This is a genomic window from Paenibacillus thiaminolyticus (genome assembly GCF_003591545.1).
In the GTDB taxonomy this organism is placed as follows: domain Bacteria; phylum Bacillota; class Bacilli; order Paenibacillales; family Paenibacillaceae; genus Paenibacillus_B; species Paenibacillus_B thiaminolyticus_A.
Genome location: NZ_QYZD01000032.1, coordinates 15,963 through 31,720, shown reverse-complemented (window position 1 = coordinate 31,720; position 15,758 = coordinate 15,963). Strand labels below are relative to the sequence as shown.

Genomic DNA, 15,758 nt, shown 5'->3' with positions numbered 1-15,758 from the left:
CCGCGGAACGTATAAGATGGAGTTGATATGTTCCACAATACCGTTCGACAAAGGAGTCAACGCCTTGAAATATGCAGTATTGAACCGGGGAGACGAATTGTCCGTCTCTTTGACGGAGACGTTTCATCGTTTGGCTGAGGCGCGTGGACTGGTGCGAGTAGACGAAGAACCGGAGATCGTTCTGTCCATCGGCGGGGACGGCACGATGCTGCAAGCCTTTCACCGTTACATCAACCGGATTGACCATACCGCCTTCGTCGGGATTCATACGGGGCATCTTGGCTTTTATGCCGACTGGAAGCCGGATGAGATCGAACTGCTCGTCCATATGATGGCGGAGAACCGTTCCAAGGATCAGATCAACCCCCGGATCGTGAGATATCCACTCATCGAGCTAGAGCTTGACAGGGAGGATACGGGGAAAAAGACCTATATCGCCTTGAATGAATTTACGCTGAAATGCACTGATAATACATTGGTCGCCCAGATCGACATCAATGATGAATTATTTGAAATGTTCCGCGGAGACGGAATCTGCGTATCGACGCCATCAGGAAGCACTGCCTACAATAAGAGCTTGGGCGGTGCCATGGTTCACCCTTCCATTCCGGCCATCCAATTGGCTGAGATTGCATCGATTAACAATCGGGTATACCGGACACTCGGATCATCCTTGATCCTGCCGAAGCATCATCATTTCGACATTCGGCCGCGACCAGGACAGAATCTGCTGCTCTCTATCGATCATATTAATATCCGGCTGTCTCATCTGCGCTCGATTCGCTGCCGGGTGGCGGATCAGCGGGTCACCTTCGTCCGCTATCGGCCGTTCCCCTTCTGGAAGCGCGTCCGTGAAGCCTTCCTCGGATACGATGAGAACGGCTGCTACCCAACGAATTAGATTATCGGTACACACAACAACACCTCCCGCTTCGCATGATGCGATAAGGGAGGTGTTCGTGTGTGTAGCCGCGATCAGGAGCGGTTGTCCTTCGGGGGACGCGGCTCCTTCGCGGATACCTTCGCAGTATCCGATCGCTTGGCTTCATTGGAATGATGGCCCCGGTTCTTGTGGCGATGGCGCGGACGCGGCTTGCGCTCCTGCATGGCCGGCTTCGCCGGAGGCTCGGCATCGGATTCCGGGGTCGGGACTTTCGGCTGGAGCGAGATGCCTTGCTTCGTCGCGGCATCCTCCCTATTGTCCGGTGCGGCCCCGTGCGTTTCCTCTTCATCCCCGTTATCCTGGGATTGGCGATAACGCGGATCTTTGCTGTTCAATTTCTCCACGATGAAATAAGCACATCCGAAATTGCAATATTCGTTAATATAATCAAGAATACCGGAAGATGTCGTGTCCTTCGTTGACTTCGGATGATTATCCCGGAAAAAGCCTTTCAGCCGCAGCTGATTGTATCCCCAGTCGCCTACGATATAATCATACCGTTCCAGCACTTCGCTGTACCGGTCGCGGAATGCCTCCGGATTCCATGCGTTCTTGTGCTCCTGAATCACTTCATATGTCTGGCCGCTAATGTGGAACATGCCCGTTATTCCTCCTTCCCGTAACCCCGGATTGCGTCAGAGCCATAGCCCGCTCCGGCAGCGATCCCGTTAGCTGCCGGTCGCTTGCGATGTGGACATGGCCTGATGGGCCGACTTCACTTGTTCATGCGCATGATACGAGCTCCGGACGAGCGGCCCCGATTCGACGTGGCTGAAGCCCCGCTTCATTCCTTCCTGCTTCAGCTCGGCGAACTGATCCGGATGATAATATTTGGCTACATCCAAATGCTTCGGCGAAGGCTGCAAGTATTGTCCCAGCGTCAAAATATCGCAATCAACCGCCCGCAAGTCATCCATGGCTTGCAAAATTTCATCCCATTCCTCGCCAACACCGAGCATAATGCTCGACTTGGTCGGGATCCCCGGCTGCATCTCCTTCGCCTGACGCAGCAGCTCCAGGGAACGGGAATATTTCGCCTTCGCCCGTACCCGGTCGGACATCCGCTCAACCGTCTCGATATTATGATTCAATATATCCGGCTTCGCGTCCATCACGACACGCAACGCGTCCCAATTCCCCATAAAATCGGGAATAAGCACTTCTACACTGCATAATGGCATACGGCGGCGAATCGCTCGAATCGTCTCCGCGAAGATGGAGGCGCCTCCGTCCTTCAGATCATCCCTTGCCACGGAAGTGACGACGCAATGGCGCAGGCCCATGCGCTCGGCTGCTTCCGCTACGCGTTCCGGCTCCTGCAGATCCAATTCGGTTGGCATGCCAGTGTTGACCGCACAGAAGCGGCAAGCACGTGTGCAGATATCACCCAAAATCATAAATGTTGCGGTGCGGTTGGCCCAACACTCGTAAATGTTCGGACACCGCGCCTCCTCGCATACGGTATGAAGCGTTTTTGAGCGCATCATGTCTTTGATTTCGGAATAATTTTCTCCTGTGGTCAGTTTGATGCGTATCCAGTCTGGTTTCTGCTCTTTCGTTTTCATTGAGTCATTACCTTCTTTCCGTTCGCTTTACCTTGACCTCAATTCAGTATTATACCATGAACCCTCCAAATTCCATACCTGTATGTCCCAGGTTCGGATAAAAAGCCCGTTCGTGCACATTCTAACATTAGGATCTGCATTTGGGACAGGCATAAGGAGGGAAATCACGCATGAAACAAGCTGCCATATTATGGGCTGGCTTTGCGCTGTGGGTCGTCATCTGCTCGCCGATGGACGCCTGGTCGACAGGAAAAAAAGATGAACTCCATCCGATCGCATCTTCAGTGCCCGGCTCAGCCTCGACGACGCCTAAGCCCGACACGGTGAATATATGGCGGGAACGGCGGGATTTATACGAAAAAATGGGAACTTTAACGGGCATTCCGTGGTACCGGCTTGCGGCTATCGATCAATACGAACGGACTTTGACGAAAGCCAAGCCGAAGCAGCGCCGGCATCCGGAACGGTTAACCGGTGTATTTATCGAACCGCCGAAGTGGGTCGGCATGCTCAATCCGGATTGGGAAGATCAGAACCCGGTCTCCATCTCGATGTTCAAGGGGATGGGCCGCGACGGATCTGGAGACGGACGGGCCGATATGAACAATGACACCGACTTGTTGTACAGCGTAGCCGACCTTGTCGGCTCCTACGGCTTGAGCGAGGACGACTTCGGCGCCGGACTGTGGAATTATTACGCCAATCCGCGTGCTGTGCAGCGCGTGAAGCAGTTCGCCCGTCTCTATGAACATTTCGATCAGCTTCAATTGTTCGATACGGCCTTCCCGCTTCCCGTGACCGCCGATTATTCATACCGCAGCACCTGGGGGATGGGGCGGCATTACGGAGGATTCCGCATTCACGAAGGAACCGATATTTTCGCCGGTTACGGCGTTCCTGTCCGCAGCACGTGCTACGGCATCATCGAGGTCAAGGGTTGGAACCGCTACGGCGGCTGGCGGATCGGCATCCGCGACATCAACAATAATTACCATTACTACGCCCACTTGTCCGGATACCAGAAAAACATAAAAATGGGCGACATCGTCACCCCCGGACAGACGATCGGATGGGTAGGCAGCTCCGGTTACGGCCCCCCTGGCACCGCCGGCAAATTCCCGCCGCATCTCCACTTCGGCATTTACCGGGATCGCGGACTGGTGGAATATGCCTATGACCCATACCCGTTGCTGCGGCAATGGGAGCTGTCCGATCTGCGCAAACTGAAGGAGCGGCGTAAATCCTCATCGCTCCCCCCGACAACTCCGTCCGCAGTCCCGGCGAACAACGGGAAAGAGCAGCGGCGCTAAATTGACCTGTACGCTTGCCGCAAGCCGGTCATCTATACCACAGCGGAACGCGATGCCTCATACCTGGTCGGCTTGCCGACAATACCGAAGTGTCAGCCGTTACGCTCCACTCTAAAAAGCGATCCCGCTTCCGGATCGCTTTTTTCCGCGCTTATGCCCAAGAGGCCGGGAACCGCATTCCTTTTGTGAAGCTCTTCCGACCATATCCCGCCAATGCCTTAACCACTTATTTCCGATGACGCCCCTTTCCCTATTTCTCAGTCCTTATAGCTACTCTCCCATTCGTTCAGAAGTATATGCAAACCCGGCAATGTTCTAGCACTGTTTCCTGTACAACCGCTTTTTCAACTGTTATATTAGCTCGGTTAATTCGTTCTACCCCATTCCCTGAACGACGGGGAGAGTAACAATAACGCACTCTACATCTGCCCCCTCCTGACCAATGGGGAGAATGAACATAACGCACTCTATACCTCCACCCTCCTGGTCGATGGGGCGACCGACCATAACACCTCCCCCTTGCCCCTTCCTGACCAACGGGGATATTGGCCATAAGCGACTCTCCCCACATGCTTGCTCAAGGTAAGCCAACTCAAGCAACTGCTTCCTCTCCCCCTTGCATAGCAAGAACCGGGGCTGACCCGCCCCGGTTCTCCATTCTTTTTATGGGTCTGCTGCTGACGGCGGCAGCTCGATTCCGTCGGATGGCTCGCCTGACGGCGGGACCATCTCGGTATGCGCGGGCACGCTAAGGTTGTCGTTGTCCGAGGAATTGACTGCCCCGGATGGCGGCAGGACCGGCAAGGACAGGGCGGGTGCTTTCTCACGGTTGCTTCCGACGGGCTGCCCCTTGCCATCGTAGTAGTACATGGGCACATCGCCGACGACGAGCAGATAAGAGACTGGGATTTCCGTTTCCACCACTTCAGGCTCCAGATCGAAAGGGATCACAATCGCTACTTCCTCAATGACTCTGATATATACCTCCACCAGCACCATATTGATGCCGACATCCATCGGCCGGGTGCTCAATTCGACCTTCGCTGCGCCCTGCGGCTCCATCCGGAAAGGGACCCTTGGACCGAAGGAGGCGATGAGTGGACTGCCCAACGCTTGCCCGAGCGGAATATGCTCCTTCAGTTCTTGGGTCTGCTGCAGCGTCCTCTGCACGATCTCGACCGTCTCGGACGTTATCCGCATATGTTCGTTATAATTCAAGACGAAGCTCGTCACTTTGCCGCGTGAATCCGTCTTCCATTCAATCAGCTTATCCAGCTCCCGGCCCCGCATTACCTGATCGGTAATGGCTTTGTTAATCGCTTGCGTCGCTATTTGCTTGACCCGGATTTTGGCAAGATGCATAAGCGGCCCTCGTACATGCTTATCTACATACACGAACAGCTGTACCGTCAGCAGCGTCATAATAACGAGCGCAATAAACAAATATTTGCGCTTGCGGCGCGGCTTGGACGGCCTCCCCCCTTGCCAAGCGGCGCCTTGAGGGGCCTTGCCGCGCAGGCTTCCGCCCCAGACTCTGCGGGGACGCCATCCCGAGGGCTTGCGCGGTTGAATCGAGATGCGCGGCAGACGCCACCGTGTCGATCGGAAGCCGCGGGAACGCCATCTGGCCATACCTCTCCGCTCCCCCTTTCCGGCCTCGGATATCATGGTTGGCCTGTACGATTCCAGTGTATGCGGCCATCCTCCAAAAAAGAAGGACACCCTCATGCGACTTCGTACTCCGGAGCACGCTGATGCCTATAAAAGAAATTGGCTAGCCATGTGTCGCTTATGGAGCGAGAGAAGGATGAACTGCTGGAGTCGGCTCGAAACCTGCCAGCTGCTGCTGCTCCAGGTGCACAGCGCAAAAGCCGGTGCGCCATGCACTCGGCCTTTTATGTTGAAGCTGCCTGGAACTTAAAGTGGCATCTCTTGCATCCCCTTTTTTAACGGTATTTAAGACGAGCTCTAAGTCGTTTCGTTCAAGCCACGGCCATATACACATCCTGTTGTTCTGAGCAGTCCTATGGGAGATATTTTCACTTACAAAACTCTATAGGATCACAGTAATAAATACTCCTATCTTTGCTAAGGACTACCGTAACATGCTCTTGTTGATTTTTATCGTAAAAAGTCAATCTAAGTTTAGCACTCGGGCTGTTTTTAAGAACTAAATCAACCTCCTTTTGTTCAATTTTATCGCCAGTTTTTTTTCTTAAAAGAATTAACAGTCCTGGTATACTCATTTTTGTTTGGTTTTCACTTTCTTTCGAATCTAATATATATGGCAAAGCATTTTCTTGTATAATTTTTTGAATTTCTTTTTGTAGAGACATCTGTGTTTTTTGAGAGGGTGGGGTTCTAAAAAAACGACTAATGTCTGCTGAGTAAACAATAATTACTGGAGTTACAATAATAGAAATAATAAAAGTAAAAAGAGCAGTCATAGCTAGCTCTGTGTTCTTCTTGTTCCGGTATAAAAGAAACAACAAAATACTATATCCAATGATAATCATCGATAGTAAAAAAATTTGTATCCCTCTGGGGCCTGGATTATAATATTTGGGTTCCCCGAAATTATCAAAATATTTAAGCCTAGAGCACAGCTAATCAACCCTAGACCAATACTAACTAGCACCAACAATATCTTTAGAGCATTCTCATTTTTTATCACCTCCATAACATAATATTAAATCGGAGGAAATAATTGAAAAATGAATAGATACTCTATCGTTTTAAAGAGCATTTAACAGGTTGCCGGTCGTTATAGATTTCCTTTTACATTTACTGAGGAATCCAGCTTTTAAAAAATCACTTTTTTATTTTCACCTTCACAATTTGTAAGTCAAACATAAACCAAATGGCAGCAAACCCTTGAATATCAAGGAGTTTGCTGCCATTTGGTGTCTAATCGAGATATATAGTCTCAAACTTATTTAAAAATCAGTTTCATTTACGTTACAACTCACATCACAGCCGCCAGTTTATATTGTATAATGCCGCTGCCGCATCGCCTCGTAGAGCAGCACAGTCGTCGCCATCGCGACATTCAGCGATTCGGCCTGGCCGCGCATCGGGATAATCAAGGTGTCGTCGACGAGAGCTTGTACGGCCGGGGATACGCCTTGGCCCTCATTGCCGACGATGAGCCATAGCGGCTGCCGGTAATCGTAACCGTAGCAGGAATGCGAAGCCTGCAGACTCGTGCTGGCCAGCCGCATCCCGTTCGCCTTCGCTTCGGGAAGCAGGGACAGCAGATCGGCTTCGACGACCGGGAGATGGAAGAGTGATCCCATCGTCGAGCGCACCGTCTTGGGGTTGTACACGTCCACCGTGCCTCGGCCCAGGACGACCCCCGTCGCCCCGACAGCGTCGGCCGAGCGGATGATCGTGCCCAGATTACCGGGATCCTGCACCCCGTCTACCGCCACCACGAGCGGCATGTCCGCGCCGAAAAGCGCTCCCGGATCGAGTGCCGGCTTGCGCACGACCGCGATGACCGGCTGTGGGGTCTCCGTCTCGCTCAGCTTCCGAATAATGGCATCCGTGACGCCGATCCAATCCGGCTGCTCGCCGTCTGCTGTCGCGGTTCGCGACGCATCTGCATACGGCAGCAGCTCGGCTGGGACATCGCGCGCTTCATCGCACAGGACGGCCTCTACCGGGGCACCGGAGGCTAGCGCTTCCTGCACGAGATGGATGCCTTCCACGAGGAAGCATCCTTCCTGCTTGCGGCCTCTGCGTTCCCGCAGCGACGCCCATCGTTTGACGCGGGGATTATGAACGGAAGTAATCGTCTCAGTTCGATTCATCATGATTCGGCATACGCCAGTTCCAGGTTTTTCAGATGATTATTCTGCCCCACGATAACCAAAATATCCCCATCCTTAATCCGGTCTTCCGCATACGGCGATATATTCGTCGTGCCGTTGTTCTTAATGGCCATGACGTTACATCCGAAGCGGGCACGGATATCCAATTCCTTCAAGTTCTTGCCTATCATAAGCGAGGAAGCCCGCATCTCTACAATCGAATGGTCCTCCGACAGCTCGATATAGTCCAAAATATTCGGTGAAATCAAATGATGCGCCACCCTTGCTCCCATATCCCGCTCCGGGAACACCACTTTATCGGCGCCGATTTTGCTCAAAACTTTGCCGTGCAATTCGTTCTGCGCCTTGACGACAATCATCGGTACGCCCAGATCCTTCAAAATCAGCGTCGTCAGAATGCTGGACTGAATATCTTGTCCGATCGCGACGACTACGACATCGAAGTTGCGGATACCGAGGGCGCGGAGCGCATCTTCATCCGTCGAGTCCGCCGATACGGCATGCGTTACGATGTTCACGACTTCCTGTATCTTCTGCTCACTGGAGTCGATAGCCAGCACCTCGAAATTCATGTTGCTCAAATTTTGCGCGACGCTGGAGCCGAATCGTCCCATGCCGATAATCGCAAATTGCTTTTTAGCCGTCATACCATCACCTTCCCTATTCGTCCGACACTGCTTATTCTTTCTCAATTATACCACGCACATCCAGCGAGATGAAGGGATGCCCCGTCCCCGTCCGTATGAGGGTCACCCAATTGGGGAACGTTATACGCTAAGTGCCGGTTCGCCGTCTGTCAGTCGATAGTGTATCCCGCTGGATGTCTGGCTTATATGCCAATCATCCCTCTGGGTGGCGCTGCGATGGGGATAGATACGTAACCGGCACTGTAAGGAAGGAGGGAGCAGCCGATGGCCGTCACACTTAACTTACGCCAGGCGATTGTGCAGAAAGTGTCCAATAAGCCGGATAAGGATGTCATTGACATGATCGAAGGCTCTATCGATTATGATGAGCGGGCGCTTCCCGGTCTTGGCGTTCTATTCGAATTAATCTGGAAGGAAAGCGACAGTGAGCTGCGTCAGCAGATGGTGGATACGCTGCAGCATAAGCTGCATCAAGACGATCAGCCGCGCGCCTGATGGAATGCAAAAATGCGAATCTGCCGGATTCCCCGAGACGGATTCGTGTTTTTGCGCTGCTTTCTGAGCATGTCAGAACATGCTTCCAACTTTTTAAGAGAGGAAATAAAAATAGAGTCTTTACTTTAACGCGGCGTCAAGCGTTACAATACATCTGAAAGGAGCTGGCCTATGAAAATTCAGGAAGCGGCCGATCGGCTCGGCTTGACGACGCGGGCGATCCGTTTTTATGAGCAAAAGGGCTTGCTGTCCCCAGCAAGCAGGAGGACAACGGGTACCGCGTCTTCCGGGAGGAGGATATCGAGCGGCTGCGCATGATCGCCGCGCTGCGCGAGCTGAATCTGCCGCTCGATCAGATTCGAGAATGTCTTGACGAGGCGCTGGAAGGGCGTCTGGCGGCGCTACGCCCTTATCTCAATCAGCAAATGCAGCAGTTAGCGCTGCAGTATACGGAGCTGCAGCGTCTGCTGGGCATGCTGCGCCGTCTATTGGACAGAGAGGATACCGAACAGGAGGGGGAAAAGATTGTGAGTCAATTACATCATATCGGGGAACAGTCGCAGCGCTATGAGAAGCTGCGCGCGGATTGGCGCGATCGGTGGAATTTCGATGCGCAGGCAAGCCGCTACGATGAAGCCGTAGCGAACAATACGGATTCCTTGCGGGTTCATGCCGATTACGACAGCATATTGGACAGGGTGACGTGGGAGGCTGCACCCCAGCAGGGAGAGAGCGGGCTGGAGCTAGGCGTCGGTACGGGCAATCTGGCCGGACGCTTCCTTCGCGAAGGGGCGGCCATGACAGGCATCGATCAATCCGATGCGATGCTGGAGCAATGCCGCGGGAAATATCCGGCCATTCGTCTGCTGAAGGGCAATCTGATGGCCATTCCGCTGGCGGACGTCTCCTTTGATTTCATCGTATCGACCTATGCGCTGCATCATCTCACCGATGATCAGAAGGAGATTGCATTCGAGGAGATGGGCCGGCTGCTCCGCCCTGGCGGACGGATCGTCATCGCCGATCTGATGTTCACGGATGACGAGCATCGTGCCACGTTCCTTGACGAGCTGAACGAACGCGGTGACAAGGTCTCCGTCGCGGCCATACTCGATGAGTACTTCGCCGACCGTTCCCGGCTCATTCGCTGGCTGGAGCAGCACCGCTATGAGGTGAGAGCCGAGCAGTTGAACCATCTCATGCACCTGCTCGTCATCCGCAAGCCGTGACACGGGAATTCAGCAATCATCCGCTTATCGACAGAACCCCCTCATCATTTTGAATGAGGGGGTTCGCTAATTTTTGGAATGCCAATCTGTTACGGCGCCGTTTCCAGGAAACTCAATTCCGGCATTTTGTCCATCGCAGTGCGCATCGCATATTCATTTTCGAACAAGGCGACGAAGTTGCCGGACTTGTCTTTGACGAGCTGCGAATTGATGCGGAATTTGGACGGATCGATATTCGGTCCCGTCACCCATCTCGCGAATTGGTACGGCAGCTTCATCAACTGCACGTCGACCCCGTACTCCCCCTTCATCCGATACTCGAACACCTCGAACTGAAGCTGGCCTACGACGCCCAATATCGTCTCCTCGAAGACGCTCGCGGAATGGAACACCTGAATCGTTCCTTCCTCGGTGAGCTGGTCAACGCCCTTCTGGTACTGCTTATGCTTGAGTGCGTTTTTGACCGTGACGCGAGCAAAAATTTCCGGGGAGAAAATCGGAAGCTCGTCGAATGTGACGACCCCTCCCTGGCTCAAGCTGTCCCCGATGCGGAAGATACCCGGATCGAACAGCCCGATAATATCGCCAGGATAGGCTTCCGTTACGATATCCCGGTCCTGGGCGAGGAATTGCTGCGGCTGCGACAGCTTGATGTCTTTGCCGACGCGCACATGCTTGACGCTCATCCCCCGCTCGAACTTTCCTGAGCAGATGCGCAGGAACGCAATCCGGTCGCGGTGGGCCGGATTCATGTTCGCCTGAATTTTGAACACGTAACCTGTGAACTTCTCATTCGTCGGCTCGATCGGGCCTTCCGTCGATTGACGCGAAGCCGGCTTCGGCGCCAACTGGAGGAAGTTCTCCAGGAAGGTCTGGACACCGAAGTTATTGATCGCGCTGCCGAAAAAGACCGGCGTCAGCTCGCCCCGCTTCACTTTCTCATAATCGAATTCGTCTCCGGCTACGTCCAGCAGCTCCAGTTCCTCGCACAGTTGGTCATGCAGATGCTCTCCCGCAATATCCCGGATGACCGGATCGCGGTAATCATCCACCTTCTGCACCTTAATGACGGAATGGTCGTCGCCCTGGAACAGCTCCACTTGCTTCCTCATGCGGTCGTACACGCCGCACAGCTGGCGTCCCATGCCGATCGGCCAGTTCATCGGCACCGAGCGGATGCCCAGCACTTGCTCAATCTCTTCCATCAGCTCGAACGGATTCCGTCCTTCGCGGTCCAGCTTGTTGATGAACGTGAAGATCGGGATGCCCCGCTTCGCGCAGACCTGGAACAGCTTTATCGTCTGATTCTCGACGCCTTTCGCCACGTCGATCAGCATGACCGCGCTGTCGGCGGCCGTCAACGTCCGGTACGTATCCTCACTGAAATCTTGGTGGCCCGGGGTATCAAGAATATTGACCCGATGGCCGCTATAGTCGAACTGCATGACGGACGACGTAACCGAGATGCCGCGCTGCTTCTCGATTTCCATCCAGTCGCTCGTCGCATGCTTGCTCGCTTTGCGGGCTTTGACGGTTCCCGCGAGGCGGATCGCTCCCCCGAACAGGAGCAGCTTCTCCGTCAAGGTCGTCTTCCCGGCGTCCGGGTGGGAGATGATCGCGAAGGTGCGCCGCTTCTCCACTTCTTGCTTCAATTCTTCGGATAATGATTTGCTCATTTGACATAGCCCTCTCATCTAAAATCACGTATTCGTTATTGTATCACAAAACAGGGATGCCCATAAATGGACAATGCACACATCTTTTGCGATCCCGGCAAAAATATTTTCATGGGAGCGCCAAATATAACATTTTTCTGCTTTCAACATTAAAATATTAATTTGAATGTTATAATAATGGCATCCTACCACTTATAACCGAAAGGGGATTGCCATGGAAGCAACGCAGACACAGGAACATGTAGACGTGCTCATCATCGGGGCAGGACAAGCCGGACTGGCGCTCGGGGCCGAATTGATCCGGCGCCAGCCCCGCCTCTCACTGCTGCTGCTCGAGCGGCATTCCCGAGTTGGCGACAATTGGCGCGAACGCTATGATTCTCTCGTCCTGTTCACGCCGCGGAAATATAGCGAATTGCCGGAACTTCCGCTGCCAGGCGATCCGGAAGGCTTCCCCGGACGGGACGAGATTGCCGACTATTTGGAGCGCTATGCGCAGTATTGGAAGCTGCCCGTGCGGTTGGAAAGCACCGTCGAACAGGTCACGGCGGCTGCAGACGGCGGCTCTGGATCGCCCTCCTTCCTCGTCACGCTCCGGGGACAGGAGGAGCCGCTGCGCTGCCGGAAGCTGGTTCTGGCCTACGGTCCCTTCTGCAATCCATATATACCGGATTGGGCGTCATCGCTCGGCAGCGGCATTGCCCAGCTCCATTCCAGCCAATATCAGCGGCCAGCGCAATTACCTGACGGGCCGGCTCTCGTCGTCGGCGGAGGCAATTCCGGAGCCCAAATTGCGGTTGAATTGGCGCAGAGCCGCCCGACGGTACTGTCCGCTCGCGGTCCGGCCCGGCACTTGCCGCTGCGGCTGCTGAACCAGAGCACCTTCGAATGGATGGACCGGCTCACACTGCTGCATGCGCCGGCGGGCGGCAAGCGGGCAGGATGGCTGCGGAGGAAGGGAGATCCGATCTTCGGCTACGAGCTGCGGGATGCGGTCCGTTCCGGACGGATTCGACTGTTCCCGGAAGCGGTCGGCAGCGGGCAAGACGGCGCCGCCGTGCTGTTCAAGGATCACGCCTCCTTCCGGCCAGCGGCCATCGTCTGGGCGACCGGCTTCCGGCCGGATTATCGCTGGCTCCATGTTCCTGGAGCGCTGGACGCTCGTGGCGGCCTCATCTATCATGGACATCGCACGACGGCCGCCGGACTGCACGTCATCGGGATGCCGTGGCAGCAGGCGCGCAGCTCGGCCCTCCTCTGCGGAGCCGGACGGGATGCACGGCGTCTCGCGGACGAGCTTTTCCGGAACTGACCCTCCCGCATCTCTCACCCGGTCTGCCTAACGCCACACAAGCCGCCTGCATCTCCCTCTGCGGAGACACGGGCGGCTTGTTCGCTTTTCTCTTCCTTATCTTCTCTATCAATGACTAGAGCTATAGCTTGCTCCTATTCCTTAGTGCTGCCCGATCAAGGCCCGCACGGACAGCGTAACCGTCCGCTTCGGCCCGGATGCCCCTTCCTCTTCAAGGATGAGCCAATTCGCAGCCAGCGCGGAGCGAAGCGCCTCCAGGTCCGCTTCAGACAGCGTCAGCCCGGTATATTTCCCTTCTCCCCGGGTGAAATCGACACCTTCCTCGATTCCGAAGCGCGTTTCCAGCCATATTTTCAATCCGTTCATCGTATTGAACGTAATGCGGTAGCCTTCCGCGACCGCCTGTTCCAACGACTCGCCATGCTCAGCGGCATACGTCAGAAAATCATCATACGTATACCACTCCTCATTCACCTTCGTCAGTTGGCTAACGTCGCCGGAGCGAATGATTCCCAGCAACTGCTCGTCCGTAAATCCTTTGCGCCGGGCGCGTTCCAGCAGAATTGCCGTATTTTGCGACAACCGTGCCTCATTCCCCATTGTCCCTGCCTCCTTTTGATGCGGCCGCATGAACCGCCCTTTCCCATACCTACTTCCTTTATATCACATTGCTCCGCTCTCTGCAGAGGGGAATCGGTTATTCCTCTTCATATAAATGACATGCCGCAAAATGTCCCGGCGAGATTTCCTTCCAGTCCGGCTCCTGCTGACGGCACCGATCCGTGGCGAACGGACAGCGTGAGGCGAAGCGGCAGCCGGCCGCTCCCGCTAACGGGCTCGGCAGATCGCCTTCCAGCATCGCTGCGGCGCCGCTGGCCGCATTCGGATCCGGCACCGGGATAGCCGCCAGCAATGCTTGCGTATACGGATGAGCCGGATGATTGTACAATTCATCGCTCGGCGCCAGCTCGACCAGCTTACCCAGGTACATGACGCCGATGCGGTCGGAAATATGGCGCACCATGGACAGATCATGGGCGATGAACAGATAGGTTAATCCGAACTCCGCCTGCAAATCCTCCAGCATATTGACCACCTGCGCCTGCACGGATACGTCCAGTGCCGAGATCGGCTCGTCGCACAGGATGAACTCCGGCTTGACAGACAAGGCGCGCGCGATACTGATCCGCTGCCGCTGGCCGCCGCTGAATTCATGCGGATACCGTTCCGCATGCTCGGGCTTCAGCCCGACCTTGTTCAGCAGCTCCAACACCGTCTCCCACCGCTCCGCCTTCGTGCCGAAGCCGTGAATCTCCATCGGCTCGCTAATGAGCTGCGTCACGTTCATGCCCGGATTCAACGATGAATACGGATCCTGGAAAATCGTCTGCATCCGCTTGCGGAACGGCTTCAGCTCCCGCTCGCTCAGATGCGCCAGATCGGTGCCGTCGAACCGAATCTCGCCCGCGGTCACATCGTACAGGCGGACGATGGAGCGGCCGGTCGTCGACTTGCCGCAGCCGGATTCGCCCACGAGCCCGAACGTCTCTCCGCGCCGAATCTGGAAGCTGACGTCATCGACCGCCTTCAGCGTCTGCTTGTTTTTACCGAGCAGCCCTTTCGAGGTATAAAAATACTTTTTCAAGCCCCGCACATCCAGCAGCGCCTGGTCCGGCTTACTCATGCTGCTCCACCTCCTCCGGATTGAGCGCCTCCAGCGTAACGCCCGGCGCATCCTGCTGCAGCCAGCAGAGCGAGCGATGGCCCGTCTCCGTCACCGCATAAGGCGGCAGCTGCCGGCATTGCTCCATCGCATGCGGGCACCGGTCCTGGAACGGACAGCCCGCGGGCGGATGCAGCAGATTCGGGGTCGTGCCTTCAATGCTGAAGAGTCGTTCCCGCTCGCCATCCGTCACCTTCGGAATCGAGCGCAGCAGCCCTTGCGTATACGGATGCATCGGCCGCTCGAAAATATCATGGACCGTGCCCTCTTCCATAATCAGGCCGCCATACATGACGACGACACGAGTGCATACTTGGGCCACGACGCCCAGGTCATGGGTGATCAGCAGGATCGCCGTGTTGGTCGTATCCCGCAGCTGCTTCATCAGGCCGAGAATCTGAGCCTGGATGGTCACGTCCAACGCCGTCGTCGGCTCGTCGGCGATGAGCAGCTCAGGCTGGCAGGAGAGCGCCATCGCGATCATCGCCCGCTGGCGCATCCCGCCGCTGAATTCATGCGGATACTGATCGATCCGCTCCTCCGGCGAAGGGATGCCGACTTTGCGGAGCAGTTCAATCGCCTCGGCGCGGGCCGCCTGCTTGCTCAGCTTCTTATGCCGCTGCAGCACCTCGATGATCTGGGTCCCGACCTTAACGACCGGGTTCAAGGATGTCATCGGGTCCTGGAAAATCATCGCAATGCGGTTGCCCCGAATCTGCCGCAGCCGCTTCTCCGGCAGGGCGAGCAGATTCTCGCCCCGGTACAGGACTTCCCCCTCACGGATGACGCCCGGAGGCGGAATCAGGCTGATAAGCGACTTGGCCGTCACGCTTTTGCCGCTTCCTGATTCGCCGACGATGCCGATGACCTCGCCCTCGCGCACATCGAAGCTGACGCCGCGGACGGACTGCACTTCGCCGTCACGGGTCATGAACGATGTTCTCAATTGTCGGACGGACAGCAATTCAGTCATTGGTCCCACTCCCGTTCTCTGTGAATTCCATAGCCCTTCCCCATCTGTCTAC

The 15,758-nt window shown here is 55.3% G+C and carries 14 protein-coding genes and 2 pseudogenes; 6 read left to right on the top strand and 10 right to left on the bottom strand.

Features of this window, described 5'->3' with window-relative positions; genetic code table 11:
- Window positions 1-64: 64 nt before the first annotated feature.
- A complete protein-coding gene (locus DQX05_RS24280; protein ID WP_119795939.1) occupies window positions 65-901 on the top strand; it encodes an NAD kinase in 837 nt (278 codons plus the stop codon).
- 74 nt (window positions 902-975) lie between these two features.
- On the opposite strand, the gene DQX05_RS24275 is transcribed toward DQX05_RS24280, so the two are convergent.
- Together DQX05_RS24275 and lipA are read right to left on the bottom strand one after the other, a co-directional pair.
- Window positions 976-1,542 carry a YutD family protein gene (locus DQX05_RS24275; RefSeq protein ID WP_119795938.1) on the bottom strand — a complete coding sequence of 189 codons (567 nt, stop codon included), beginning with the start codon at window positions 1,540-1,542 and terminating at the stop codon, window positions 976-978.
- A 69-nt stretch (window positions 1,543-1,611) separates the two neighbouring features.
- Window positions 1,612-2,514 (bottom strand): annotated as a pseudogene (gene lipA / locus DQX05_RS24270) (lipoyl synthase); the annotation flags it as partial.
- Window positions 2,515-2,678: 164 nt separating this feature from the next.
- On the opposite strand from lipA, the gene DQX05_RS24265 reads away from it, so the two are divergent.
- Entirely contained in the window at window positions 2,679-3,818 is a 1,140-nt protein-coding gene (locus DQX05_RS24265) for a M23 family metallopeptidase (protein WP_119795936.1), read from the top strand.
- Window positions 3,819-4,481: 663 nt separating this feature from the next.
- On the opposite strand, the gene yunB is transcribed toward DQX05_RS24265, so the two are convergent.
- The 4 genes from yunB to DQX05_RS24240 form a co-directional block, all read right to left on the bottom strand.
- A complete protein-coding gene (yunB, locus tag DQX05_RS24255) occupies window positions 4,482-5,450 on the bottom strand; it encodes a sporulation protein YunB (protein ID WP_119795934.1) in 969 nt (322 codons plus the stop codon).
- 407 nt (window positions 5,451-5,857) lie between these two features.
- On the bottom strand, window positions 5,858-6,265 hold the full coding sequence (locus DQX05_RS24250; RefSeq protein WP_147385226.1) for a hypothetical protein: 408 nt from the start codon (window positions 6,263-6,265) through the stop codon (window positions 5,858-5,860).
- Between the two features lie 537 nt (window positions 6,266-6,802).
- Window positions 6,803-7,633: a TrmH family RNA methyltransferase gene (locus tag DQX05_RS24245; RefSeq protein WP_119795932.1), complete on the bottom strand. Its 831-nt coding sequence runs from the start codon at window positions 7,631-7,633 to the stop codon at window positions 6,803-6,805.
- Window positions 7,630-8,298: a potassium channel family protein gene (locus tag DQX05_RS24240; RefSeq protein ID WP_119795931.1), complete on the bottom strand. Its 669-nt coding sequence runs from the start codon at window positions 8,296-8,298 to the stop codon at window positions 7,630-7,632. The genes DQX05_RS24245 and DQX05_RS24240 overlap by 4 nt, the downstream gene beginning before the upstream one ends.
- Window positions 8,299-8,562: 264 nt before the next feature.
- Here DQX05_RS24240 and sspI point away from each other — a divergent pair, with 264 nt between their 5' ends.
- The 3 genes and pseudogenes from sspI to DQX05_RS24230 all read left to right on the top strand — a co-directional run bounded on the left by sspI (window position 8,563) and on the right by DQX05_RS24230 (window position 10,022).
- A complete protein-coding gene (sspI, locus tag DQX05_RS24235) occupies window positions 8,563-8,793 on the top strand; it encodes a small acid-soluble spore protein SspI (RefSeq protein ID WP_006675737.1) in 231 nt (76 codons plus the stop codon).
- 171 nt (window positions 8,794-8,964) lie between these two features.
- Window positions 8,965-9,110: pseudogene (locus tag DQX05_RS32520) on the top strand (MerR family transcriptional regulator); the annotation flags it as partial.
- On the top strand, window positions 9,108-10,022 hold the full coding sequence (locus DQX05_RS24230; RefSeq protein ID WP_397335974.1) for a class I SAM-dependent methyltransferase: 915 nt from the start codon (window positions 9,108-9,110) through the stop codon (window positions 10,020-10,022). The pseudogene DQX05_RS32520 and the gene DQX05_RS24230, both read left to right, overlap by 3 nt.
- A gap of 89 nt (window positions 10,023-10,111) precedes the next feature.
- Here the strand turns inward: DQX05_RS24230 and DQX05_RS24225 are convergent, their stop codons facing one another.
- Window positions 10,112-11,698: a peptide chain release factor 3 gene (locus DQX05_RS24225; protein ID WP_119795930.1), complete on the bottom strand. Its 1,587-nt coding sequence runs from the start codon at window positions 11,696-11,698 to the stop codon at window positions 10,112-10,114.
- Window positions 11,699-11,912: 214 nt separating this feature from the next.
- Between DQX05_RS24225 and DQX05_RS24220 the strand changes: the two genes are divergently transcribed.
- Window positions 11,913-13,010, top strand: coding sequence for a flavin-containing monooxygenase (locus tag DQX05_RS24220; RefSeq protein ID WP_119795929.1), 1,098 nt, complete (start codon window positions 11,913-11,915; stop codon window positions 13,008-13,010).
- Between the two features lie 141 nt (window positions 13,011-13,151).
- On the opposite strand, the gene DQX05_RS24215 is transcribed toward DQX05_RS24220, so the two are convergent.
- The 3 genes from DQX05_RS24215 to DQX05_RS24205 form a co-directional block, all read right to left on the bottom strand.
- A complete protein-coding gene (locus DQX05_RS24215) occupies window positions 13,152-13,610 on the bottom strand; it encodes a hypothetical protein (RefSeq protein WP_119795928.1) in 459 nt (152 codons plus the stop codon).
- A 97-nt stretch (window positions 13,611-13,707) separates the two neighbouring features.
- Complete coding sequence (locus tag DQX05_RS24210) at window positions 13,708-14,694, bottom strand: ABC transporter ATP-binding protein (RefSeq protein ID WP_119795927.1); 987 nt, start codon at window positions 14,692-14,694, stop codon at window positions 13,708-13,710.
- The gene (locus DQX05_RS24205; protein ID WP_119795926.1) at window positions 14,687-15,706 is read right to left on the bottom strand and encodes an ABC transporter ATP-binding protein; all 1,020 of its coding nucleotides are present in this window, start codon (window positions 15,704-15,706) and stop codon (window positions 14,687-14,689) included. Before DQX05_RS24205 ends, DQX05_RS24210 begins: the two co-directional genes overlap by 8 nt.
- Between the last annotated feature and the right edge of the window lie 52 nt (window positions 15,707-15,758).

Bases quoted from the DNA above. Each gene is read 5' to 3' on its own strand.
- DQX05_RS24265 (WP_119795936.1), top strand. From the start codon at position 2,679: ATGAAACAAGCTGCCATATTATGGGCTGGCTTTGCGCTGTGGGTCGTC.
- DQX05_RS24240 (WP_119795931.1), bottom strand. From the start codon at position 8,298: ATGACGGCTAAAAAGCAATTTGCGATTATCGGCATGGGACGATTCGGC.
- DQX05_RS24230 (WP_397335974.1), top strand. From the start codon at position 9,108: ATGATCGCCGCGCTGCGCGAGCTGAATCTGCCGCTCGATCAGATTCGA.
- sspI (WP_006675737.1), top strand. From the start codon at position 8,563: ATGGCCGTCACACTTAACTTACGCCAGGCGATTGTGCAGAAAGTGTCC.
- DQX05_RS24245 (WP_119795932.1), bottom strand. From the start codon at position 7,633: ATGATGAATCGAACTGAGACGATTACTTCCGTTCATAATCCCCGCGTC.
- DQX05_RS24220 (WP_119795929.1), top strand. From the start codon at position 11,913: ATGGAAGCAACGCAGACACAGGAACATGTAGACGTGCTCATCATCGGG.
- DQX05_RS24210 (WP_119795927.1), bottom strand. From the start codon at position 14,694: ATGAGTAAGCCGGACCAGGCGCTGCTGGATGTGCGGGGCTTGAAAAAG.
- DQX05_RS24225 (WP_119795930.1), bottom strand. From the start codon at position 11,698: ATGAGCAAATCATTATCCGAAGAATTGAAGCAAGAAGTGGAGAAGCGG.
- yunB (WP_119795934.1), bottom strand. From the start codon at position 5,450: ATGGCCAGATGGCGTTCCCGCGGCTTCCGATCGACACGGTGGCGTCTG.
- DQX05_RS24250 (WP_147385226.1), bottom strand. From the start codon at position 6,265: ATGACTGCTCTTTTTACTTTTATTATTTCTATTATTGTAACTCCAGTA.
- DQX05_RS24205 (WP_119795926.1), bottom strand. From the start codon at position 15,706: ATGACTGAATTGCTGTCCGTCCGACAATTGAGAACATCGTTCATGACC.
- DQX05_RS24215 (WP_119795928.1), bottom strand. From the start codon at position 13,610: ATGGGGAATGAGGCACGGTTGTCGCAAAATACGGCAATTCTGCTGGAA.
- DQX05_RS24275 (WP_119795938.1), bottom strand. From the start codon at position 1,542: ATGTTCCACATTAGCGGCCAGACATATGAAGTGATTCAGGAGCACAAG.